Raw genomic sequence first — 21,809 nt, 5'->3', positions numbered from 1 at the left:
GGCGCTGCCCTGCCCGGCGTTTCCGCCAGCAAAGCAAGCACAGGGGAGCGGGCCGTGGCCCGCGATCAGGTGGCGCCGCCGCTCAGTAGCGGCGCGGTGGCTCAGCCGTCTGCGTGGTCCGAAGAATCATCGAAGGCCAGGCGCAGGGCGTGATTGCGCACATCCTCGGGCCAGCTGCGTAACGCCATTTCCAGGCCCGCCCGGTCGTGCGCGAACAGGACACGGATCGCTTCCTCGAAACCCGGCAGGTCTCCGGCGACGGTCTGCAGGAAGTGATAGGCACGCTCGCTGTGGCGGCGCTGCCGGTCCTTGTCGGCACCAGCACGGCTGGCCGCCTCCACCAGCTTGCGCAGCACTACCGAGGCCCCGCCGGGCTGCTCGGCCAGCCACGCCCAGTGGCGCGGCAGCAGGGTCACTTCGCGTGCGACCACGCCCAGCTTGGGGCGGCCGCGGCCACGCGGAGTTGCCGGCGCCTCTTCGGCAGTAACGTCGGCATCCGCCTCGACGGCGGCGGGAAAGGCTTCGACGACCCGCGCCAGCAGTTCTGCGTCACTGCCGCGCGTATCGAAATCACGGGTGCGGCCGGTAGCGTTGTCGAACACAAGCAGCGGACCGGCAGCGTTGCCGGCACGCAGCTGCTTCAGCGCCAGCGCAGCCACTTCCGGGGTACCGGAGGCGACCAGCCGGTGGCCGTCGAAGCAACTGAAGGGAGGGAGTCGGGACGCAGGCATGGCAATGGCATCGGAGGTGATGCGCGAATATTGCCCGGGTAATTTGCGTTCGTCAATATTGCCCGGACATTAATGAACCGGAAGAGCGTGCCAACCAAGGTTGGCACCCACCTGGAAGGTTGATCCCCACTCGAAAGATCGCCCCCCTCCCGATTCGCCGGCTTACAGCCGGCTGTAGGACCAGCTGACCATGCGGCCGTCCTGGTACGGCATCACGCCGTGGAAGGGGCGCGGGTCGGCGTCGAACACCAGTGGCAGGAAGTTGCGGTCGCCCTCCCACATCGGCAGCGTGTCCAGCTTGTCCAGGTCCACCCACTCCAGCGTGCCTTCATGGTTGCCGCCGTGCGGGGTGCCTTCGAAACTGTCGATGACGAACACGAAGCCCAGCCAGTCCTCGCCATGCTTGCCGAATCCCGGCCAGCTGATGGTGCCGCGCAGCCGCATGCCGGTGCAGTCGATGCCGGCTTCCTCGGCGATTTCGCGGCGCATGCCTGCCGCAACGTCTTCGGTCGGTTCGATCTTGCCGCCCAGCCCGTTGTACTTGCCCAGGTGCTGGTCACCGGGCCGGGTGTTGCGGTGGATCATCAGCACCTGGCGACGATCGGGCGACAGCACGTAGCCCAGGGTGGCGACGATCGGGGTGTACGGCATGGGCAGCATCCAGCGGCAGGTCAGCCGTGGATTATGGCCGATCAGCGCACCAGCGACAGGCGGCGTTCGGCAGCCGCAGTGGCGCCATCAGGATCGCGGCGCAGGGTGGCCACGCCGTGGCCGCGCTCGGCGAGGTATTCCAGCCACTTGCCGAGGAAGGTGTTCATGCGCATGCGGTGGCTGATCAGTTCCGCCGGCGGCGGGTACAGGCCCATGGTGTCCTGCCAGCGGCGGCCGACATAGCAATGGGTGGTCTCGGCCTGGCGCGCGTCACGGTACAGGCGCACGTAGGCCGACGGATCAGGCTCGCCGGTGACCGGGTCGGCCAGGTCGTAGGTCAGGCGAAGTTCCACCGTGTAGCGGTGGCACTCGATCACGTCCAGGCGGACATCCAGGCCGTCGCCGATCGAGGAAATGTAGCTGCCCGCCGCCAGTCCGGCCGGTTCGAACAGGCGCACCAGATGGCGATAGTTCTCCGCGTACAGGCCCATGAGCCAGCTCAACCGGCTCAGGCGGGGAATGCGTTCGGTACGGGGCAAGGCTCGGGCCATGGGTCGATCCTACACGTTGGTGCTTCAACGTGGGGGCGGGATCACCCCGACCAAAGGGCTCGGTATCGACCAACGGTCGATACCCACCGTGCAGGAGGGTCGATACCCACCGTGCAGGAGGGTCGATGCCCCCGCGCAGGAGGGGTATTGCCCCGGGAGGTAGGCCACGACCGTTGGTCGTGGCGCACGGATCAATACAACTCGCGCTGCAGCCCCAGCGTGGCCAGCACCTTGCTGGAAATCTCCTCGATCGAGGTATGCGTGGTGCTCAGCGTCGGGATCCGCTCCATCTGGAACATCACCTCGGCCGCGGCCACCTCGCGCTTGCAGGTCTCCAGGTTGGCGTAGCGCGAGTTCGGGCGGCGCTCCTGGCGGATCTGCTGCAGGCGGTCCGGGTCGATGGTCAGGCCGAACAGCTTGCGCCGGTAGTTGCGCAGGCGCGGCGGCAGGCGGTCGCTTTCCAGGTCCTCGTCGGTCAGCGGGTAGTTGGCCGCACGCACGCCGTAATGCAGGGCCAGGTAGATGCAGGTGGGCGTCTTGCCGGCGCGCGACACCGCCACCAGGATCACGTCGGCATCGTCGTAGTTCACCGCGATACCGTCATCGTGGGTCAGGGCGAAGTTCATCGCGTTGATGCGGCGGTGGTAGGTGTCGAAGTCGACCATGCCGTGGGCCTGGCCGACCCGGGCCAGGCGCGGGCTGGCAAGTTCACGCTCCAGCGGCTCGATGAACGGCGCGAACACATCCAGCATCAGCGCCCCGCTGTCGGCCAGGATCAGGCTCAGGCTCTGGTCCACGCAGGAGTTCACCACGATCGGCCGGACCTGGTACCGCTCCCCCGCCGCCTGGATCCGGGCACAGGCTTCACGCGCTTTTTCGGGGTCGTCGACAAACGACATGCGGTCGGTAATGAAGCTGAACCCGGAGAACTGGGTGAGCAGGCTATGCCCAATGGTTTCAGCGGTGATACCGGTTCCATCGGAAACGTAGAACACCGGGCGGATGGTCGACATGCGCGCTTTTACCCCCTACGAAGCTTAAAAAGGCCGCCAGCACAAGCTTGTGCCGACAGTGGTCTGCCCGGCATCATATCGGCTTCTTCCTACGGACGCGGCCACTCAGCCCGCCTCGGGCGATGGCCAAACGGAGCATCGCGCTTGAACGAGAACATCCTGTGGTTGCACGAACTGCGTCTGGCCGATCTGGCCCGCGTAGGCGGCAAGAATTCGTCCCTGGGCGAGATGATCGGCAACCTGGCCGGTCTGGGCGTTTCGGTGCCGGGCGGTTATGCCACCACCGCTGAAGCCTTCAAGGACTTCATCGCGCACAACGATCTGTCCAAGCGCATCTTCGACAAGCTGGCCACGCTGGACGTCGAGGACGTCAACGCGCTGACCGCCGCCGGCAAGGAAATCCGCAGCTGGGTGATCGATGCGCCGCTGCAGCCGCAGCTGGACCAGGACATCCGCACCGCCTACGCCAAGCTGAGCGCCGAAAACGGCGGCGGCGACGTGGCCGTGGCCGTGCGTTCGTCGGCCACCGCCGAGGATCTGCCGGATGCCTCCTTCGCCGGCCAGCAGGAGACCTTCCTCAACGTCACCGGTGCCGACGATGTCGTGCACAAGGTCAAGGAAGTGTTCGCCTCGCTGTACAACGACCGTGCGATCGCCTACCGCGTCCACCACGGCTTCAAGCATGAGGACGTGTTCCTGTCCGCCGGCGTGCAGCTGATGGTGCGTTCGGGCGTCGGTTCCTCCGGCGTGCTGTTCACCCTGGACACCGAGTCCGGCTTCCGCGACGTGGTGTTCGTCACCTCTTCGTTCGGCCTGGGCGAAATGGTCGTGCAGGGTGCGGTCAATCCGGACGAGTACTACGTCTACAAGCCCACCCTGCAGGCCGGCAAGCCGGCGATCCTGCGCCGCTCGCTCGGCAGCAAGGCGATCCGCATGGTGTATTCGGATGTCCCGGGTGAGCGCGTCAGGATCGAGGACACTCCGGTCGAACTGCGCAACACCTTCTCGATCAGCGACGAGGACGTGCAGGAACTGTCCAAGCAGGCGCTGGTCATCGAAAAGCACTACGGCCGCCCGATGGACATCGAGTGGGCCAAGGACGGTGTCAGCGGCAAGCTGTTCATCGTGCAGGCGCGCCCGGAAACGGTGAAGTCGCGCAGCCACGCCACCCAGATCGAGCGCTTCGCGCTGACCGAAAAGGGCGGCAACGTGCTGGCCGAAGGCCGCGCTGTGGGCGCCAAGATCGGTTCGGGCGTGGCCCGCGTGGTCAAGACGCTGGACGACATGAATCGCGTGCAGCCGGGCGACGTGCTGATCGCCGACATGACCGACCCGGACTGGGAACCGGTGATGAAGCGCGCTTCGGCCATCGTCACCAACCGTGGTGGCCGCACCTGCCACGCCGCGATCATCGCGCGCGAGCTGGGCGTGCCCGCCGTGGTCGGTTCGGGCAACGCCACCAAGGTCATTGAAGATGGCCAGCTGGTCACCGTCAGCTGCGCTGAAGGCGATACCGGCTTCATCTACGAAGGCAAGCTCGGCTTCGAGCGCACCACCACCGATCTGGGCAACATGCCGCCGGCCCCGCTGAAGATCATGATGAACGTGGCCAACCCGGAACGTGCCTTCGACTTCGGCCAGCTGCCGAACGCCGGCATCGGCCTGGCCCGCCTGGAAATGATCATCGCCAGCCACATCGGCATCCACCCGAACGCACTGCTGGAATACGACCGCCAGGACGCGGCGACCAAGAAGAAGATCGATGAGAAGATCGCCGGCTACGGTGATCCGGTCAGCTTCTACGTCGACCGCCTGGCCGAAGGCATCGCCACCCTCACCGCCTCGGTTGCACCGAACCCGGTGATCGTGCGCCTGTCGGACTTCAAGTCCAACGAGTACGCCAACCTGATCGGCGGCAGCAACTACGAGCCGCACGAAGAGAACCCGATGATCGGCTTCCGCGGCGCCAGCCGTTACGTCGACCCGAGCTTCTCGGCCGCCTTCGCGCTGGAGTGCAAGGCCGTGCTGCGCGTGCGCAACGAAATGGGCCTGGACAACCTGTGGGTCATGATTCCGTTCGTGCGCACCCTGGAAGAAGGCCGCAAGGTCGTCGAGGTGCTGGAACAGAACGGCCTGAAGCAGGGCGAGAACGGCCTGAAGATCATCATGATGTGCGAAGTGCCGTCCAACGCACTGCTCGCCGATGAGTTCCTGGAGATCTTCGACGGCTTCTCGATCGGCTCCAACGACCTGACCCAGCTGAGCCTGGGCCTGGACCGCGACTCTTCGATCGTTGCGCACCTGTTCGACGAGCGGAACCCGGCAGTGAAGAAGCTGCTGTCGATGGCGATCAAGGCAGCGCGTGCCAAGGGCAAGTACGTCGGCATCTGCGGCCAGGGCCCGTCCGATCACCCGGATCTGGCCGAATGGCTGATGCAGGAAGGCATCGAGTCGGTGTCGCTGAACCCGGACACCGTGGTCGATACCTGGCTGCGCCTGGCCAAGCTGAAGGCCAACGGCTGATGCCGTGATGGCCACGGGCTGACGTCGTGTTCATCGGCGTCGGCCGATACTGCTGCTGCATGCAAGCCCCGCCTCTGCGGGGCTTCGTGTTTCTGGCGTGCACGCACGCCCTGCCCCACGCAGACACCGTTTCTCAGCAAAGGACTTCCGCATGATCGCCGCAGCAGCACCCGCCGCCCCCGCCGCAACGCCCTGGTTCCACTCGCTCGACTGGGAACGCCTGCTGGAAACCTACGGCGTGCCGTTGCTGGCCGCGATCGTGGTGCTGCTGGTGGGCCTGTGGGTGGCACGTCGCTTGTCCAATGCAATGCCGCGCGCCACTGCGCGCATGGGTGTGGACCCGATGCTGGGAAGCTTCCTGCGCAACGTGGTGTATGCCGCCTCACTGGTGATCGTGGTGGTGCTGGCCATCGGCACGCTGGGCGTGCAGATCACCCCGCTGCTGGCCGTGCTCGGCACCGCTGGCCTGGCGGTCGGTCTGGCATTGAAGGATTCGCTGTCCAACATCGCCTCGGGCGTGATGCTGGTGACGCTGCGTCCGTTCCGCGTGGGCGATGTGGTCACCGTGGCCGGCCAGACCGGCACGGTGCGCGAAGTGCGCATCTTCCAGACCGTGCTTACCGGCGCCGACAACCAGCACACCACCATTCCGAACACGCTGATCACCGCCGCGCCGATCATCAACCTCACCGCCGAGCCGACGCGCCGCGTCGAACTGGTGATCGGCATCGGCTACGAAGACAACATCCAGCTGGCACGCGACACCGCGCTGGCGCTGATGAAGGCCGATCCGCGTGTGCTGCAGACCCCCGCACCGGACGTGGTGGTCTACGAACTGGGCGCACACGCCATCAACCTCGGCATCCGCTGCTACGTGAAGTCGGCCGACTGGTTCGGCACCAAGGTCACGCTACTGGAGCAGCTGAAGCTGGGCTATGACAAGGCCGGCATCAACATCCCGTACCCGCAGCAGGACATGCACCTGTACCTGCACGGCAAGGATGGTGGGGTCATGGAGGCTGATGCGCTGGTGCGCGACAAGCCGTGATCCATGCCGGTAGTGCCGACCAACGGTCGGCACCCACCCATCGGCGATACGACATTGAAATGCCGGCCAGCGGCCGGCACTACCCCTCGCCCACTGGTAGTGCCGGCCGCTGGCCGGCAGCGCCCAGGATCAGGCAGCTACGCTCTCTTCCAGCGCCGGGTAATCTGTGAAACCCTCCGCACCACCGCCAAAGAACGTGGCGCGATCCGGCGGATTCAGCGTCGCACCCGTACGCAGGCGCTCGGGCAGATCCGGGTTGGCGATGAACGGCCGGCCGAAGCCGATCAGGTCAGCCCAGCCTTCGGCCAGTGCCTGCTCGGCGCGCTCGGCGGTGTACTTGCCGGCGTAGATCAGCGTGCCCGGGTAGACCATGCGCAGCGCCTGCTTGAACGCCACCGGCATCGGCGGTGCATCGTCCCAGTCGGCCTCGGCAATGTGCAGGTAGCCCACCCCCATCTCACCGAGCAGGTGTGCGGCAGCCAGATAGGTCGCCTGCGGCGTATCGTCCACCGCCCCCTGCAGCGTGGTCAGCGGCGCCAGGCGCACGCCCACACGCTCGCCACCGGCAACCTCGACCACCGCCTGCACCACCTCGCGCAGGAAGCGCAGGCGATTCTGCAGTGAACCGCCGTAGGCATCGGTGCGCTGGTTGGCCTGCGAATCGATGAACTGGTTGATCAGGTAGCCGTTGGCGCCGTGCAGTTCCACACCATCAAATCCCGCGGCCAGCGCATTGCGCGCAGCCTGCGCGTAATCGGCGACGATGCCCGGAATCTCGTCCTCGCGCAGCGCGCGCGGCATCGAGTGCTGGATCATCTCGCCCACACCGGCTTCGGGACCCGCCCCAGTCGGGTCGACGAACACTTTCACGCCTTCGGCGAGCAATGCCGAGGAAGACACCGGCGCCGCGCCATCGGGCTGCAGGGCCACATGCGAGACACGGCCGACGTGCCACAGCTGGGCGTAGATGCGGCCACCGGCGGCGTGCACCGCATCGGTCACCTGCCGCCAGCCCTGCACCTGCTCGGCACTGTGGATGCCCGGGGTCCAGGCATAGCCCTGGCCCTGCTGGCTGATCTGGGTACCTTCGCTGACGATCAGGCCGGCGCTGGCGCGTTGCGCATAGTAGGCGGCCATTTCCGCGGTGGCGACGTTGCCATCGGCGGCGCGCGAGCGGGTCATCGGCGGCATCACGATGCGGTTGGGCAGCGTCAACGCGCCCAGGCGGTGGGGGGTGAACATCATGGCGGCAATCTCTTGCGGGGGGAGTGCCGCAAAGGATGGGGATGCCGGCTGCCAGGCAACAGGCATGCACTGGCAAAACAATTGTTCCCTCGAGGCAAGGATCACCCGCCACGAGGGCTCATCCACGCATGGCGTGGCTCTACTCCAGCCTTGGCTCGATCCTTACCGCACCATGCGCCACGCGGTCATAGCAGGCGCGCACCACATCCTCACCGTACTTGCGCTCCAGCCGGCGCACGATGAAGTGGCCGCGCGCCATGTCCTGGTAGTAGTCGGTGAACATGGTATTCAGCGTTGCACCGGCGGCAGCACCGACGATCGGCACCGCCTGTGCGGCGAATTTCTCGGTGACCACCACGCCGAAGCGCGCCGCCACCTTCTCCACCATCTTCGCCAGCAGCTTTCCAGCTTCCTTCGGTGCCACGCCCAGGGTCAGGTCGCGGCCGGTCACCACACGCCCAGCCAGTTCGGCCGAAAGATGCCGCATCACGTCGGTGGTGAAGCCGCGGGCCAGGTAGTAGCCGGTCTCGCTGGCGTCGTCGCGCGGCGAGTTGCCACCCAGCGCGAACACCTCCAGGCACGCCTGCCGGGTGCTGAACTCGGACAGGTCGAAGCCCTCGCTGCGGGCCACGTCGGCCACGGCGCGCATCATGATGGTGGTCGACACCGGCAGTTCGATGAACAAGGCCGCGAAACCAAAGGCCCCGCCGACCGCCCCCGAGGTGGCTGCCGCCAGCTTGTGCCAACGGGTCGACGCTCCCTTGCCCGGCGAGTTGTCCATGCTCCACAGCGCCGCCTGAGCGGACTTGGACAGCGCCGCCTGCACCGCACCGTGTATGCGGCCGGAGACCGCCTTGGGCAGCGCCTTCACCGCGAACTCCAGCGGCGTGCCGACCAGATTGGCCATGCGCGCGGTGAGGGTCGGCGCTTCCAGCAGGGCCACCGCCCGCTGCAGGTCGGACCAGTCGCGGGCGTCGTGGGCAATGTCGCGGGGAAGCAGGATGGGCTCGTTCATGGCGCCGATCTTAGCGCCGGGGAGTTGAACGGTTCGTCGCGAGGCACGACAGAGGGGTCAGAGCCCTTGCCGCGGGAAGGGGTTCGGCCCCGACGCCTTGCCGGCCAGCGGCCGGCACTACCAGTTCGCGTGTCACCCGGTAGCGCCGGGCCTTGCCCGGCGTTGTTGTTCAGGCCGTGGGCAAGCCCGACAGCGCGCCCATGAACTGGCGGTAATGGCGCAGCTCGGCGATCGAGTCGTGCACGTCGCTCAGCGCGGTGTGGTTGCTGTTCTTGCCGACGCCGGCGGCCACGCTCGGCGCCCAGCGCTTGGCCAGTTCCTTCACCGTGGACACGTCCAGGTTGCGGTAATGGAAGTACTTCTCTAGGCGCGGCATCTGGCGGTGCAGGAAGCGGCGATCCTGGCAGATCGAGTTGCCGCACATCGGCGAAAGGCCGGCCGGGATCCACTGCGCCAGGAAGTTTACCGTCTGCGCCTCGGCCTGGCCGAGGGTGGTGGTGCTGTCCACCACGCGCTGCCACAGGCCCGAACGACGATGCTGGTTGCGGTTCCACTCGTCCATCGCCTCCAGCGTTTCCAGCGGATGATGGATGGCGAATTCCGGACCTTCGGCCAGTACGTTCAGCTGGGCGTCGGTGACCACGGTGGCGATCTCGATGATCGAATCGTTGTCGGTGTCCAACCCGGTCATTTCCAGGTCGATCCAGATCAGTCGTTCGTTGGCCGCGCCGGTGTCCGCCATTGTGTCGCCTCGTTGCTGGGCAGGCGCGCGGCCTACCGGTGAAGGAAAGAGGCGCCCATCATACCCGTTCGCCCCTCAGCCCTCGCCGACGTGGTCTTCCAGCAGCAGCGGCGGCTTGCCACGCTTGGCGCGGAAATAATTGGTCAGGCGCGTACTGGCTTCCTTGGCCAGCACCCCGCCGTGGATCTCGACCCGGTGGTTGTGGCGGGCATCGCCGAGCAGGTCGAACACGCTGCCGCACGCACCGGTCTTGGGGTCGCTGGCGCCGTAGACCAGGCGCGAAACGCGCGCATGCACGATCGCCATCGCGCACATCGCGCACGGCTCCAAGGTCACGTACAGCGTGCTGCCAAGCAGGCGATGGTTGGCGAGCAGCTTTCCACCGGCCCGCATGGCCACGATCTCGGCATGCGCGCTGGGGTCGTGCGAGGCGATGTTGAGGTTCCAGCCCTCGCCCAGCAGCTGGCCGTCGGCGCCCACCAGCACCGCCCCGACCGGAATCTCGTCGAACTCACGCTGCGCGCGCTCGGCCAGGGCCAGTGCATGGCGCATCCAGTGTTCATCGGCGTCGTGCACCGGTACACCCAGGACATTGGTCATGGCGGTTCTCGCTTTTCAACTGGGCCAGGATGGCCGCCGGGGGCGCATTGTACGCCCGGGGCCGTGCAGGCGCCGCTAGCGCGCGTCGAAGCGCTCGCGGGCCGCATCGAGCGCCGGGAAGTTGTGCTCGGCCCAGCGATCCAGGGCGGACAGCGTCTCGACCAGGCCGCGCGCGACCTCGGTCAGGCGGTACTCCACATGCAGTGGTTTGCTGCCCCGGTCACACCGCTCGACCAGCCCATTGCGCTCCAGCTGGCGCAGGGTCTGGGTCAGCACCTTCTGCGAGATGCCTTCGATCTTCCGCAGCAACGCGCCGTTGCGAAGCGGGCCCTGCGCCAATGCCGGCAGCAGCAGCATCACCCACTTGCCTGAAATCAGCGCAAGCGCATCGCGTGCCGAACAGTCGGCGGCATAGACATCCCCGGGAAAGGCCATGGTTACCTCAAGGTGCGTAATTGCCGGCGCATGCCGGCACCGCGAGGATGGTCGCACACTCCTCGAACACCTCGCCCCATGCGCGCCCTGATCCTACTTGCCCACCCCGAGCCCCGCTCCTTCAATGCACATCTGGCCGCTCAGGCCGCCGAGCAGCTGCGGCATGACGCGCTGCAGGTGGACGTGGTCGACCTGTATGCGGAGGGCTTCGATCCGCTGGAAGCGGCTGACCACCATCCGCATCGCCTGCATCCCGGCCACTTCGACGCCCAACGCGAACAGCGGCACAGCGCCGAGCAGGGCCAGCTGCCCGTCGATGTGCAACGTCACCTGCAACTGCTGCGGGCCGCAGACCTGCTGATCCTGCAGTTCCCGCTGTGGTGGTTCGCGGCGCCGGCCATCCTGAAGGGCTGGCTGGACCGCGTACTGGTGTACGGGCCGATGTACAACAGCCGCCTGCGTCACGAGCACGGAGCGATGCGCGGCAAGCGTGCGTTGCTGAGCGTCACCACCGGCTCATCTGCACGGGCCTGCGCAGTCGACGGCCGCGAGGGAGATACCCGGTTGCTGCTGTGGCCCTTGATGTACAGCCTGCGCTACGTCGGCTTCGACGTGATGGAACCGCACGTGGTGCACGGCGTGCGTTCCGGGCTGGCACCGGAGCGTGTGCAGGCCCACGACGAGGCACTCGCTGCAGCAACCCACCACTACCGCGAACGCCTGGCGCAATGGCCGCAGTGGCCCACCGTGCCCTTCAACGACAGCAGCGATTTCGAGGACGGCGTTGTGCTGCGCGCGGAGGCCACTACCTACAGCCCCTTCATCCGCCATCGCAACGCCGGATGAATCCACATCTGCGCGCTGGATCGGGACGCGCCATACTACGCACTCTTTGCAAGCACCTTGGCGAACCCATGACCACCCTCCGCCCCTCTCGCGCCGACGACGGCGCCGCTCTTGTCGACCTCTGGCGCCGCGCCGTCGACGCCACCCACGACTTCCTCAGTGCCGAAGACCGCCAGGCCATCGATGCCGAAGTAGCCGGTTTCCTGCCGCAGGCGCCGATGACCGTTGCTGTCGATGCGCAGGATCGGCCGCTGGGCTTCATGCTGATCGATGGCACGCACATGGAAGCGCTGTTCATCGATCCGGACGTACGTGGCACCGGCATCGGCCGGCAACTGCTGAAGCATGCTCTGACCCAGCATCCGCAGCTGAGTACTGACGTCAACGAACAGAACGCACAGGCCGTCGGCTTCTACCTGCGCATGGGCTTCGTCGAAACCGGACGTTCACCGCTGGATTCGCAAGGCCGTCCGTATCCGCTGATCCACCTTCGGCACAACGGCTGACATCCGTCGGCAGCAGCCACGTGCTAGCGTGGCTGCTTTCGACCAAGGAATGCCGCATGGATGGTGCAAAAGCCCTGTTGACCCTGTTTGCGCTGGGCATCAGCCTGGTCTGGATCCTGGTGCCGTTCGCCATCTTCGCCGTGCGCAACCTGCTGCGTGAAGTACTGGTCGAGCAGCGCCGTACCAATGAACTGCTTGAACACATCGGCGGTTACCGCATTCCGAAGCCGCAACCCGAACCGACCGCCTGGCGCGCGCCCTGAGCAGAAACGTGCCAGGCCCGGATCAGGCCGTCGCCTCGAAGGCCGGTGAGTACTGCACTTCGCCCTGTGCCAACGGAGGCTGCAGGCAAAGTGCCTGGAAGTACTCCGGCGGCACACCCGGCAGCACCAGGCCCGGCTCGGCACAGAAGCCGAAGCGACCGTAATAGGCCGGCTCGCCCAGCAATACACAGCCATGTGCGCCCTGCTGACGCAGTGCTTCAAGTGCGGCATGCATCAGGGCCGCACCGATGCCCTGCCCCTGCCAGGCAGGCAATACCGAAATCGGCCCCAGGCCAAACCAGCCCGTGCTGCCATCGCTGATCGTCACCGGCGACACCGCCACATGGCCGATCACCTTCCCGTCCATCTCGGCCACCAGCGAAACGCTCAGCTCCCCGCGCGCGCGAAGGGCGTCGACGATGAACTGCTCGGTATGGCTGCTGTGCGCAGCGTTCCGGAATGCGGCCTCGGTGAGCGCATGGAGGGTGGCGTGATCATCAATGGCTTCGGCACGGATGGTGTAGTTCATGGCGTAATGCTCGCTTGCGTGAGAGTCGCGTGAATTGGCGACCGTTGTCACAAATTGGCGGCGAAATGTCGAACGCGAAGCGCAATCGCCTGGCCAACCCCGAATCGCCTGTGCCGCAATCGATTCGGCGACGCTGCCGAACGCTGAATGCGTCAAAATTCCGTCACCGACACCTTGCCGTAGCTGGCGCCAGGTTTCCAGAACACTCCATAATCGATAAACCTGTCACCAGGGAAGGATATATGGACACGGACGCACGATGCAGGATGCCGCCATGGATGTAGCCACGCCGACACGCGATGGACGCCATCTGGTACCGATGGGCCTCTTGCTGGCGCTGACGGCCTGCTCGCCTTACGCGGACGCAGAGCGTGACGTTGCCGCAGGTGGACGCGGCCTGGCCAAGCTCAACCCGTCACCGCAGCAGGGCTACGAGCTGGTACTGACCCTGAAGGATGCCCCCGGTCCCTTCGCGGTGGTCGAGGGCGTTGCCCAGTACGACGTCAGCAACCACAGGGACTGCGGCCGGGTCCTGTGGGCGACCGGTACCGCCAGCCGCATCACCAGCCAGGAGTTGGTGGAACTACACAAGGTCGACGAGAACGAATACCGCGGTACGTTCTACCTCGACCGCATGCAGGACGAGGATTACTACGGGCGTGGCGTCTGCCATTGGACGTTGACGGGTGTCGGTGCGATGTTGCGCGCTACGACCGGCGAGGCGGATACGCGATTCCTTACGTTCGTCGACAAGGAGCGCATGGAGAGCGACTCACCTCTTACGCTTTATTACCCAAACCTTATCTATCCGCGCGCCGACACTGTCGCCAACTTTGGCGCCAGTGGCGAGGAAGATCCGTCGGGGTACAGCGAAGATCTGCGCGACGCGCTGTTCTCAACCACCACCACTGTGCAGAAGCTCGTGCCATGAGCTGCCAGTTCAACAACCCCTACCCCCAAGGAGGCCGACATTGCGCCACAAGATGATTCCGTGCCTTGCTCTGCTTCTATTGACCGCCTGCAACCCGGAGACCGCCATGAACCAGGAACGTGCCGCTGCTGAAGCCGATGTCGCCCAGGGTGGGCGCGGCCTCGCCAAGCTCAACCCCAGCCCGCGCAAGGCCTATGAACTGGTATTGCGCCTCAAGGATGCACCCGGCGACTTCGCACTGGTCAAGGGCGTAGCGCAGTACGACGTCACCAACGAAGACCAGTGCGGCCACATCGAGCCGGCCACCGGCACAGCTGCACGTATCACCAGCCAGGAACCGGTGGAGCTGCGCAAGGTCGCTGAGGGCGAGTACCGCGGCACGCTATATGTGGACCGCATGCTGGATGAGGACTACTACGGTCGTGGCGTCTGCAAGTGGGAGTTCACCGGTGCCGGGGCAATGCTGAAGGCGACGGGTGCCGAAGAAGAGACCCGCTTCCTCACCTTCGTCGACGCCAAGCCGCTGACCGAAGGTGGCGCCCATACGCTCTACTATCCGGATCTGGTCTATCCGAAGGCAGATCGCGTTCCCAACTTCCCAGCCAGTGGCGAGCCCGATCGCAGCAACTACGCCGCTGATCTGCAGGACAAGCTGTTTACGATCACCCTCTCCGCAAGTGAGGTCGCGCCGTGACCATCACCTCTCAGGACTACGCCGCGTTATCCAATGACGCCTACAAGGATCGGGCCGTCGGCCGACGTGAACCCGGCCAAGAAGAAAAAGTCACGTTAAACGGCCATGAGTACAAGATACTTGAGCATGTCAACAATCGTCTCAACGGCTATCAGGGCACCGTCTATCAGCGCGTAGACACCAAAGAGATCGTCATTGCGCATCGTGGCACCGAGCAGATCGCTCGCGATGCGATTCTGACCGACGGCGGCATGGTGGTTGCGCGCACCAACGTGCAGGCGCCTGACGCGATTGCTTTGACACAGAGGACGCTCGAAGGCGCCGCGCTTCAATCCCGCTTGAACGGTGTGCCCGCGCCCCAGGTCACCGTCACCGGTCACTCCCTCGGCGGCGCTCTTGCCCAGATCACCTCGCACCACTTCAACGTCAAGGGCGAGACATTCAATGCCTACGGCGCGGTCAGCCTCAGCTATCGCATTCCGGAAGGCGGCAACACCATGATCAACCACGTCATGGCCTCCGATCCGGTCAGCGCCGCGTCACCGCATTTCGGCCAGGTACGCATCTATGCCAAGCCCGACGAGATCAAGACGCTCGCGGCAAACGGCTTCAGCAATCACGCCCTGCGTGATCTGATTCCGGACCGCCCGATCATCGCGGCCACCAGCTCGTTCGGTGCGCACAAGCTGGGCAACTTCCTCAACGAAGGCTCGGTACTGAAGCACCCGGAAACGCAGAAGCTGGCGAAAGACAACGCCAAGATGATCGAGGAGTATCGCGACGACGTCGAGTCACTGCGTCGCGGCGTCACCCGCGCTGCACGCGGCATCCCGGGCGGCGCCATCGATCTGTACGACCACATCCGCGGCCCGCTGCAGCCCGGTGAACCGGCACGCCGCGAAGCGGAGAAGAATGGCCATCACACCAGCATGCTGCGCATGGACGATGCCAACCACCTGGGTAACCCGCTGTTCAACGACGCGATCCGCGGCGTGCACGCACATGACGTGCGCGTTGGCCGCGTGCCGGACGTGATGAGTACGCAGCTGGCGGGCAGCCTGGCGGCGGAGATGCACGCTGCAGGCGGCAAGCGCATCGACGAAGTGGTGATGAACGCCGATGCCTCGCGCAGCTTCGCCGTGCAGGGCCAGGGCGGTGACCCCGCCCACCTTCGCGTGTCGGTGGATACGGCAGTGGCGATGAACACGCCGCTGGAACATAGCAGCCAGCGCATCGACCAGCAGGCTGCAGGCCAGCGCCTTGCGCTGGAGCGCGACCAACAGCTGGAACAGCAGCAGCATCAGACCCGCAGCCTGCAGGCCTGATGGACAGCGCGGGAGCCGGTCATTCCGGCTCCCGCCTCAGCACCGTGACTCAGGGGCTGGTGGCCGCGACCGGCGCAGATGCACTGGCGGTCACGAACAGATCCGGCCCGGAATCCGGGAAGCCGCCGCAGGCGCGATCGCCCGGCGCGACCGGATCACACGGCCACTGGCTGCGCGGGACCTTGTCGCGCAACTCGAAGCGATCGCCGGTCCAGACCACGAAGGCAAGATGCTCGCGGTTCCAGTCACTGAACGCACGCGCCCCACCCTTCGGCACCGTCTCCGGATACTGCACGAACCAACGCATGGCCGGCCCGAACTGCAGCTTGCTGTGATCCAGCGTGATCCTGCCCTCACGCGCCAGCTGGCGTGCGCGATCCGCCTCGGTCACCTGTGGCATGGCCGGCATCGCTTCGGCGGTAACATCCCTCGGCGGCGCATCGCCACGCACCTGGTACACACGCTGGCCCACATAGGCCTCGCGGCAGCTACCCGCTGGCACACGTACCGGCTCCGCGCTGTAGCCATCGCGGTTGGCGACCTGGTCGCTGCAGGTGAACGGCGCGGACACCAGGTAGAACGTGCTGTCGGCGTCGCGCCCTTCCAGCGAGCGCACCCAGACGTCGCCCATCCGCACGATGAAGTCCGGGCGCTGGCCGTACCCAGGCACCGCCTTGAACCAGGCCTTCTGCTGTACCTCTCGCTCGCGCCAGTTGCGCGGCAGGTGGATGTCCTGCTCGGGCAGCGCAACCAGCAGAGCGGCCAGATGCGCCGGCATGGTGCCCTGGCAGGCGCCGGTCAGCAGGTCGCCCTGGGTCGCCAGTCGCCCGGCCAGATCCACCGGGCAGCGCGCACCGAGCGCCCGCTCGGCCGCCCGTTCGGGCGGCAATGGCACGATGGCCAATGCGGGCGGTGCGGGTGCTACCGCCGGAACGGTTGGCTCGGCGGTAGCAGGCGGTGCCGTTCCTGCGGGCGCATCAGCGATCGCCTGTGCCGCGGCGGGCGTTTCCGCGACGGGCGGCGCTGTCTCCTGAGCCTGTGCCGAGGCTGCGGCAAGTCCAAGTGACAGCAGCCAGAGCGGCGGCAGGCGGCGCGCGGATGCATTGCAGTGGGCGGCGGCCTGCAGGGCATTCAAGGGAACGATTCGCATGTGGTGTCCTTACGGGTGGGTTTCCATGTCGGCGCCACAGGGCGCCACGCGTCGTACGTAAAGCGCCAGCGGGCACCCTGCCCGCCGGCACCAAGTGCTACAGGGATCGGGAACGCTGCTCCTGCTCGCGGGCGAGCGCGGCCGTCGGATCCTGCTGCGCAACGCTGGCCGCCAACTGCTGGCTGCTCTGCGCCAGTGGCTGCTGGGAGGCCTGCTCCCGGTCAACAGACGCACGCAGCATGGCCGGATCACCCAGCGCGCCCTGCACTGCAAACAGCGTACGGCCGTCGTTGCCCGCCAGCAGATGATCGATGCGCGACAGGCCGGCCTTCTGCGCCCCCAGCGCCAATGCGCCAGCGGTATTGTCGAGCTCCTGTGCACTGCGCAGTCCACTTTGCGGCCCCATCTGCCGCAGGTGCTGGCGCGCATCCTCGAACAATGCGTTGCCGGGCTCACCGGCATGCGACATGTCGCGTGCAACGGTCTGCGCCGGCGCACCGACTTCGCCGCGATCCAGTCGCGCCATCACGTCCGGCGTCAACTTCTGCTGCCAGACCTCAAATCGTTGCCGGCGCGCCTCGATGCCATTGAGCGCGCCGTTGAGCGCATAAGTTGCTTCGCGCACATCGTGGCGCGCCCCCTCCGGCACCCGTGTCTGCCACTGCCATACGGCAATACGGCCTGCGTGCTCGGGCTGCGCTGCCAGCTCCGGGTGATTCACCAGGTCCAGATCCAGCGCCTTGCCGGCACGCTCGTAATTCTCCTTGCCGACCAATGGCAGATAGCCGCGGCCGTGGTACTTCAGCGCGTCACCAGGCGCGTCGTTGCCCATGCGCCCGCCGTACATCAACTCAGCCAGGTTTTCCGGGCGACCACGCAGCGCTTCCTGGCGGGCGCTCTCCAACGCGGCGTTGCCATTGCGCCACGCAGCCTCCACCGGGATCTGCGAGATTCCCCGGGTGAAGTTGAAGCTCTCGTTGAGCCGGCTCAAGCCGCGCGACTCGTGCCCTGCCTGGGCCATGAAATTGGCCAGTTCAAGCGGGGAGTCGATGCCGGCTTTGGTCGCCTGTCGCAGCAGCTGCGACTCTCTATCGGTCGACACAGTGCAACTCCTGAATCTTCATCAGCGCGGATTCCCTTCCGCCGGTTGGAGCTTGGCTCATGGAAGCGACACCTCGGCAACACTGGATGGGTCGAAGTCCTCGAACCTCACCCTGCCCAGCTCCGCCGCCGAGTAATCCCGGATGTTGGTCGCTTCGGTCTCGATATCCACGACCTTGCGTCTCACCCCGTCAACCCAGCAGGCCTTGTCCGCGGGCGCATAGCGGAACCGGTAGGTGCTGCTCCAGCGCTCGCGGCTACCGCCGTTGGTGATCACGCTGAAGGTGCCCTTCTCGACCATTGCATACGCAAAAGGGTCGCCGGCCAGGCCACCTCGGGTGGAACACGGCACCAGCTTGTCGTTGCGCGCGGCCAGCTGCCAGCGCCCGCGCCCATCACCGCGCAGCAACAGCAGCACCCGGTTTGGCCCGTGCTGGCCGGGCACCAGCCCTTCCGGCGTCGGCTGGTCGATGACCAGCAGCTGATACTCGATGCCATCGCCGTTGAGTTCGCCCCTTACGGCTTCCAGCAGGTTCGCACCGGACGGAACAAATGCCAGGGCATCGTCCATGTGTGCGCCAACCCTGTCTTCCATCCCCTCCCACTCCTTCAATGTGGTCATGCCGATACCCGCCTCCCTGCCCAGCCGGAACGCGTTCCGGCTTATCCGCGCCTGCGCGGACAGGAATCATAGCCTTGCGTACGGCAAGACCGCGATGATGGCGAGCGTCACCCGACGCAGGGGCTGACAGCGTCCTCATTGGACGGAAGAACCCCTGCATTCGGCGGCACTGGCGCGTCATTTTCATGACGCGTGGGGAGCTTACCGCGAGGCGTTCTGCCGCGTCGAAGTGCGAGGAAATCGAAAAGCGGAATTGATCACAGAAAACGGGGCTTAGCGTGAATGGCGCCTTACCTAATGAACAGATCCGCCGTGCAGGCCGTTCTGGCGATCCCGCATTGTCCCTGCGGCAGCTGCTTCCATGCCGCCTTCGCGTTGCATTGCTGCATCGCGACAATGACCGCTCCCTGTTCGGACATGGCGGTGGCGACGCTGGTGGTTTCAGTGCCCAGGCCCGCGTGGGCGACCGCCACGCATTGCGCCTGGAACAGGGTCGCCAACGTACATTCGCCTTTCCCGAACTCCTTGCACTCCTTCATGGATGCACGCTTGGCCTTGCCCCGCGAGCGCATCGAGTTGCTGATGAAGGTGTCGCCGCGGGCATCCATCGCCACGCCACGCACGGTCTGCGCCCAGTTGGGGCGATTGTTGTACGGGGAGCCTGAGCTGCTCACCGGAATGGGCGCACAGCCCTGTACACCCTGGCCACCGATGGGATACATGCCCTGCGGGCAATTGCCTTCGGCAAGCGCGGTGAACGGCAGCAGGCCTGCAATCAGCAGGCACGGGAGAAAAGCGAGGTGGATTCGTTTCATGGGGAGACCCATTCCTTTGCTGCCCATTGTGAGGGGTGGGATGACCTGAGCGGACGATCGTTGCCCACTGTCGATGCTGGAGCCAAGAGAACAAACGGAGCTGCGCCCAAACACATGAAGCTTTCCGCCGCCATCGCGAGTTGCGCTGACTACCAGTCCGACAATCCGATCAACGGGTCAGAATGACTCATAGACCGGCTTCGTACAGTCCTCGTATGCAACCTGACACGCCTTTCCATCGGTGTCGACGCACGACTGCTGGGCAAACTTCCGCGCTTCGGCGGAGTCCTTGGCGCTGGCAAAACCGGCGCGGGAAGCCCCGCCCTGGCTATTGGGAACCTACCATGCAACGCACTGGTTTCTATACGTGTAGATGACTCGGCAATCGGAAGCACCGCGCCTACCGTAGTCTGCCAGAGCAAACTGCTCCGCGTTCTCCTTGCTCGGCCGGCCCGTCGCAACACCGGCATCTGCGGTCGCGTCGGACGACGCAATTGCCCCCCACGTCTTATGCCACTGACCCGCGGGCCCGGGTTCGCGGGCAGTTACCCCTGCCCCAGGAATCGGGGCGCACCCACCAACCCCTTGATCGCCGATGGGGTACTGGCCGGACGGGCATCGGCCCTCGGCACTGGCGTTGCTGGCAACAAGTAATGCAGCGAACAGCAGAGCAGAAATCACGAAAGCTGAATCACCACGCAGAGATTTGAAGTCGGCCATTGCCTTGAATCTCCGTGTGATGTCACAACCGATCAGTCTTGCTGGAAGAACGGCTTGGTACAGTCAGAATGGAAAACGGAGCAAGCCTGACTTCCCAAATCCTTGCAGTCCTTGATTGCCCGCTCCTGCGCCTGTTCTTTCGTCGCCCCGGTGTTGAATCTCATGCCATTGTCCGGTCGTGCAGCCCGGACAACCGCATAGCACTGGTTGTAGTAGGTAAAAACGACTGTGCAGTCGGTAGCTCCGCCCTGCCGGCATCGCTCGACCGCTTGGCGCTCTGCCGAAGCCTTGGCCTGATGCCCAGTGGCCGAACCTGCATCTCCTCCAGGCGAGCTGGCGACAGCACCCCATGTCTTGACCCAATACCCGGGATTCTCCTGCGGGGCGCTCTGAGCCGCGCCGGGTATGGGTGCGCAGCCACCAACGCCTTGGTCGCCAATCGGGTACTGACCCGGAGGGCAGCGCCCTTCAGCGAACGCCGAACTGACGTGCACAGAGCCCAGTAGGATCAGGGACAAGCACAGATGCTTTAGAGAGGCGCTTACGTTCATCAACTGAATCTCTAGTTTCCATGACTCGGATTTGCCGCACCACGCTGACCGGGAACCGCTGAACCCGGGCCTCCGGTTCCATCAAACATCTTCCCCATCGCCGACTGCTGACCATGGGAGTTTGAGCCAGAAGACGACTCCGGAGCCGCCGGCGGCGGAGCCGACATGCCCGGCGGACGACCATCGGCACTCGGCGAGGCACTTGCACCACCGCCTATCTGCGAATATGCCATGAAGGTGCCCAGGGTACCCTGGAAGAACATCGCTGCCATTGGGGGTGTAGTCAGGATCAACGCGGTGAGGATCAGGCCCATGCCTCCCTGCTGCATTGCCTGGCTGGTCATGCCGTCGGACATGCTTTCCTTGAGGATGAATTCCTGCACCAGCGCTGTGGTCCAGAAAGTGGCCGCCACACGTACCACCATGTCCAGTGCGATGGAAACCATCGCTGCAAGTACGGCCATGGAGAACATCGTGCCAATGCCGTAGAACAGCCAACGTTGGAACAACTGCTTGGTCTGGTCGAACAACAGGCAGAGGATGAACAGGGGGCCAAAGCCGATGAACAGCGCCATGGCGATTTCATACAGCATCAGCATCGCACCAGCGGTGATGGCTGGACCTGCGGTGCCCATGCCGATGAAGAACAGTGCCCGCTTCTTGTCCTCCAGCAGCTCCCCGTCATTCATGATCTGGATGGCGTCGATACTGGAAAGCGCCACCTGCATCCATGCCAGGCTCTTGTCGATCTGAGCTTCGGGTGACTCGTTCGAGCCTGTCACGACCTTCGTGATTTCTGCCTTGACGTCGTGGGTGAGGAAGCTCTGAAGGTTGGTGCCGAAAGCGCCCATCGTGGTGGCCGCGCTGACGATCAACGCCGCACGCGCCATATTGGTCACCAGCACCATCATTGAGTCCCGGCTGCGGCCGGTCACGATGCGGAAGCCCTGCACCAGCACCCACAGGGTCATGAGCGTGAGGGCGATGCCGCCGACCCACTGCATCATTTCCCCCATCATGTCGATGCCGAACTTGTTTATCTTGCTTCGCAGGAAGTCGAAGATGAACTTGAAGAACACGAAATCCCCGATCGATTGGACACGTGCAACGTGCCCCATCAAATCCTGGAATCCGCCATTGAAATCAAAATTGGCAATCGACCTGATCATTTCCGCAATCCCTTGATGTATCCCTACCGGACA

At 65.2% G+C, this 21,809-nt stretch carries 25 protein-coding genes; 8 read left to right on the top strand and 17 right to left on the bottom strand.

What is annotated here, in order from left to right:
* Positions 1-101: 101 nt before the first annotated feature.
* The 4 genes from AC5P9L_RS05260 to ppsR all read right to left on the bottom strand — a co-directional run bounded on the left by AC5P9L_RS05260 (position 102) and on the right by ppsR (position 2,946).
* Entirely contained in the window at positions 102-731 is a 630-nt protein-coding gene (locus AC5P9L_RS05260; RefSeq protein ID WP_033833148.1) for a DUF2239 family protein, read from the bottom strand.
* A gap of 162 nt (positions 732-893) precedes the next feature.
* Entirely contained in the window at positions 894-1,382 is a 489-nt protein-coding gene (locus AC5P9L_RS05255) for an NUDIX hydrolase (RefSeq protein WP_197596895.1), read from the bottom strand.
* Between the two features lie 41 nt (positions 1,383-1,423).
* Positions 1,424-1,933 (bottom strand): DUF1249 domain-containing protein, encoded by a 510-nt coding sequence (locus tag AC5P9L_RS05250; RefSeq protein ID WP_005410096.1) that lies wholly within the window; start codon positions 1,931-1,933, stop codon positions 1,424-1,426.
* Between the two features lie 191 nt (positions 1,934-2,124).
* Positions 2,125-2,946 (bottom strand): posphoenolpyruvate synthetase regulatory kinase/phosphorylase PpsR, encoded by an 822-nt coding sequence (gene ppsR, locus AC5P9L_RS05245; protein WP_005410097.1) that lies wholly within the window; start codon positions 2,944-2,946, stop codon positions 2,125-2,127.
* Positions 2,947-3,090: 144 nt separating this feature from the next.
* On the opposite strand from ppsR, the gene ppsA reads away from it, so the two are divergent.
* Positions 3,091-5,469, top strand: a complete 2,379-nt coding sequence (gene ppsA / locus AC5P9L_RS05240) for a phosphoenolpyruvate synthase (protein ID WP_005410098.1) — start codon at positions 3,091-3,093, stop codon at positions 5,467-5,469.
* Positions 5,470-5,620: 151 nt separating this feature from the next.
* Entirely contained in the window at positions 5,621-6,517 is an 897-nt protein-coding gene (locus tag AC5P9L_RS05235) for a mechanosensitive ion channel family protein (RefSeq protein WP_005413824.1), read from the top strand.
* A 129-nt stretch (positions 6,518-6,646) separates the two neighbouring features.
* Here AC5P9L_RS05235 and AC5P9L_RS05230 read toward each other — a convergent pair whose 3' ends face one another.
* From AC5P9L_RS05230 to AC5P9L_RS05210, 5 genes are all read right to left on the bottom strand, one after another.
* Entirely contained in the window at positions 6,647-7,762 is a 1,116-nt protein-coding gene (locus tag AC5P9L_RS05230; RefSeq protein WP_012480623.1) for an alkene reductase, read from the bottom strand.
* A gap of 139 nt (positions 7,763-7,901) precedes the next feature.
* Positions 7,902-8,777: an EcsC family protein gene (locus tag AC5P9L_RS05225; protein ID WP_005413826.1), complete on the bottom strand. Its 876-nt coding sequence runs from the start codon at positions 8,775-8,777 to the stop codon at positions 7,902-7,904.
* A gap of 169 nt (positions 8,778-8,946) precedes the next feature.
* Positions 8,947-9,519 carry an oligoribonuclease gene (gene orn, locus AC5P9L_RS05220; protein ID WP_005413827.1) on the bottom strand — a complete coding sequence of 191 codons (573 nt, stop codon included), beginning with the start codon at positions 9,517-9,519 and terminating at the stop codon, positions 8,947-8,949.
* Between the two features lie 75 nt (positions 9,520-9,594).
* On the bottom strand, positions 9,595-10,119 hold the full coding sequence (tadA, locus tag AC5P9L_RS05215) for a tRNA adenosine(34) deaminase TadA (protein ID WP_099473697.1): 525 nt from the start codon (positions 10,117-10,119) through the stop codon (positions 9,595-9,597).
* Positions 10,120-10,194: 75 nt separating this feature from the next.
* On the bottom strand, positions 10,195-10,554 hold the full coding sequence (locus AC5P9L_RS05210; RefSeq protein ID WP_005410104.1) for a winged helix-turn-helix transcriptional regulator: 360 nt from the start codon (positions 10,552-10,554) through the stop codon (positions 10,195-10,197).
* Between the two features lie 78 nt (positions 10,555-10,632).
* Here AC5P9L_RS05210 and AC5P9L_RS05205 point away from each other — a divergent pair, with 78 nt between their 5' ends.
* From AC5P9L_RS05205 to AC5P9L_RS05195, 3 genes are all read left to right on the top strand, one after another.
* Positions 10,633-11,400: an NAD(P)H-dependent oxidoreductase gene (locus AC5P9L_RS05205; protein WP_099473699.1), complete on the top strand. Its 768-nt coding sequence runs from the start codon at positions 10,633-10,635 to the stop codon at positions 11,398-11,400.
* A gap of 68 nt (positions 11,401-11,468) precedes the next feature.
* Positions 11,469-11,906, top strand: a complete 438-nt coding sequence (locus AC5P9L_RS05200; protein ID WP_099473701.1) for an acetyltransferase — start codon at positions 11,469-11,471, stop codon at positions 11,904-11,906.
* Between the two features lie 56 nt (positions 11,907-11,962).
* Positions 11,963-12,169 carry a hypothetical protein gene (locus AC5P9L_RS05195; RefSeq protein WP_088429380.1) on the top strand — a complete coding sequence of 69 codons (207 nt, stop codon included), beginning with the start codon at positions 11,963-11,965 and terminating at the stop codon, positions 12,167-12,169.
* 22 nt (positions 12,170-12,191) lie between these two features.
* On the opposite strand, the gene AC5P9L_RS05190 is transcribed toward AC5P9L_RS05195, so the two are convergent.
* On the bottom strand, positions 12,192-12,698 hold the full coding sequence (locus tag AC5P9L_RS05190; protein WP_024958431.1) for a GNAT family N-acetyltransferase: 507 nt from the start codon (positions 12,696-12,698) through the stop codon (positions 12,192-12,194).
* 274 nt (positions 12,699-12,972) lie between these two features.
* On the opposite strand from AC5P9L_RS05190, the gene AC5P9L_RS05185 reads away from it, so the two are divergent.
* From AC5P9L_RS05185 to AC5P9L_RS05175, 3 genes are read left to right on the top strand one after another with little or no spacing between them, the layout of a single operon-like run.
* Complete coding sequence (locus AC5P9L_RS05185; protein WP_258014877.1) at positions 12,973-13,629, top strand: hypothetical protein; 657 nt, start codon at positions 12,973-12,975, stop codon at positions 13,627-13,629.
* 40 nt (positions 13,630-13,669) lie between these two features.
* Complete coding sequence (locus AC5P9L_RS05180; protein ID WP_005413833.1) at positions 13,670-14,323, top strand: hypothetical protein; 654 nt, start codon at positions 13,670-13,672, stop codon at positions 14,321-14,323.
* On the top strand, positions 14,320-15,648 hold the full coding sequence (locus AC5P9L_RS05175) for an XVIPCD domain-containing protein (RefSeq protein WP_099473705.1): 1,329 nt from the start codon (positions 14,320-14,322) through the stop codon (positions 15,646-15,648). Before AC5P9L_RS05180 ends, AC5P9L_RS05175 begins: the two co-directional genes overlap by 4 nt.
* A 49-nt stretch (positions 15,649-15,697) precedes the next feature.
* Here AC5P9L_RS05175 and AC5P9L_RS05170 read toward each other — a convergent pair whose 3' ends face one another.
* The 7 genes from AC5P9L_RS05170 to AC5P9L_RS05140 all read right to left on the bottom strand — a co-directional run bounded on the left by AC5P9L_RS05170 (position 15,698) and on the right by AC5P9L_RS05140 (position 21,776).
* On the bottom strand, positions 15,698-16,798 hold the full coding sequence (locus AC5P9L_RS05170; protein WP_099473707.1) for a hypothetical protein: 1,101 nt from the start codon (positions 16,796-16,798) through the stop codon (positions 15,698-15,700).
* 97 nt (positions 16,799-16,895) lie between these two features.
* Positions 16,896-17,900, bottom strand: coding sequence for an XVIPCD domain-containing protein (locus tag AC5P9L_RS05165; RefSeq protein ID WP_099473709.1), 1,005 nt, complete (start codon positions 17,898-17,900; stop codon positions 16,896-16,898).
* Between the two features lie 57 nt (positions 17,901-17,957).
* The gene (locus AC5P9L_RS05160) at positions 17,958-18,494 is read right to left on the bottom strand and encodes a hypothetical protein (RefSeq protein ID WP_005410114.1); all 537 of its coding nucleotides are present in this window, start codon (positions 18,492-18,494) and stop codon (positions 17,958-17,960) included.
* Positions 18,495-18,811: 317 nt separating this feature from the next.
* On the bottom strand, positions 18,812-19,363 hold the full coding sequence (locus AC5P9L_RS05155) for a DUF4189 domain-containing protein (RefSeq protein WP_012480633.1): 552 nt from the start codon (positions 19,361-19,363) through the stop codon (positions 18,812-18,814).
* A gap of 312 nt (positions 19,364-19,675) precedes the next feature.
* Positions 19,676-20,056, bottom strand: coding sequence for a DUF4189 domain-containing protein (locus AC5P9L_RS05150; protein WP_077684470.1), 381 nt, complete (start codon positions 20,054-20,056; stop codon positions 19,676-19,678).
* Positions 20,057-20,088: 32 nt separating this feature from the next.
* Positions 20,089-20,607 (bottom strand): DUF4189 domain-containing protein, encoded by a 519-nt coding sequence (locus tag AC5P9L_RS05145; RefSeq protein WP_043034651.1) that lies wholly within the window; start codon positions 20,605-20,607, stop codon positions 20,089-20,091.
* 11 nt (positions 20,608-20,618) lie between these two features.
* The gene (locus AC5P9L_RS05140) at positions 20,619-21,776 is read right to left on the bottom strand and encodes a TrbL/VirB6 family protein (RefSeq protein ID WP_012480636.1); all 1,158 of its coding nucleotides are present in this window, start codon (positions 21,774-21,776) and stop codon (positions 20,619-20,621) included.
* Between the last annotated feature and the right edge of the window lie 33 nt (positions 21,777-21,809).

Source organism: Stenotrophomonas sp. YJH_SMC_64 (assembly GCF_059371375.1).
The sequence above is the reverse complement of the archived record's forward strand: the minus strand, read 5'-3'. Positions and strand labels throughout refer to the sequence as shown.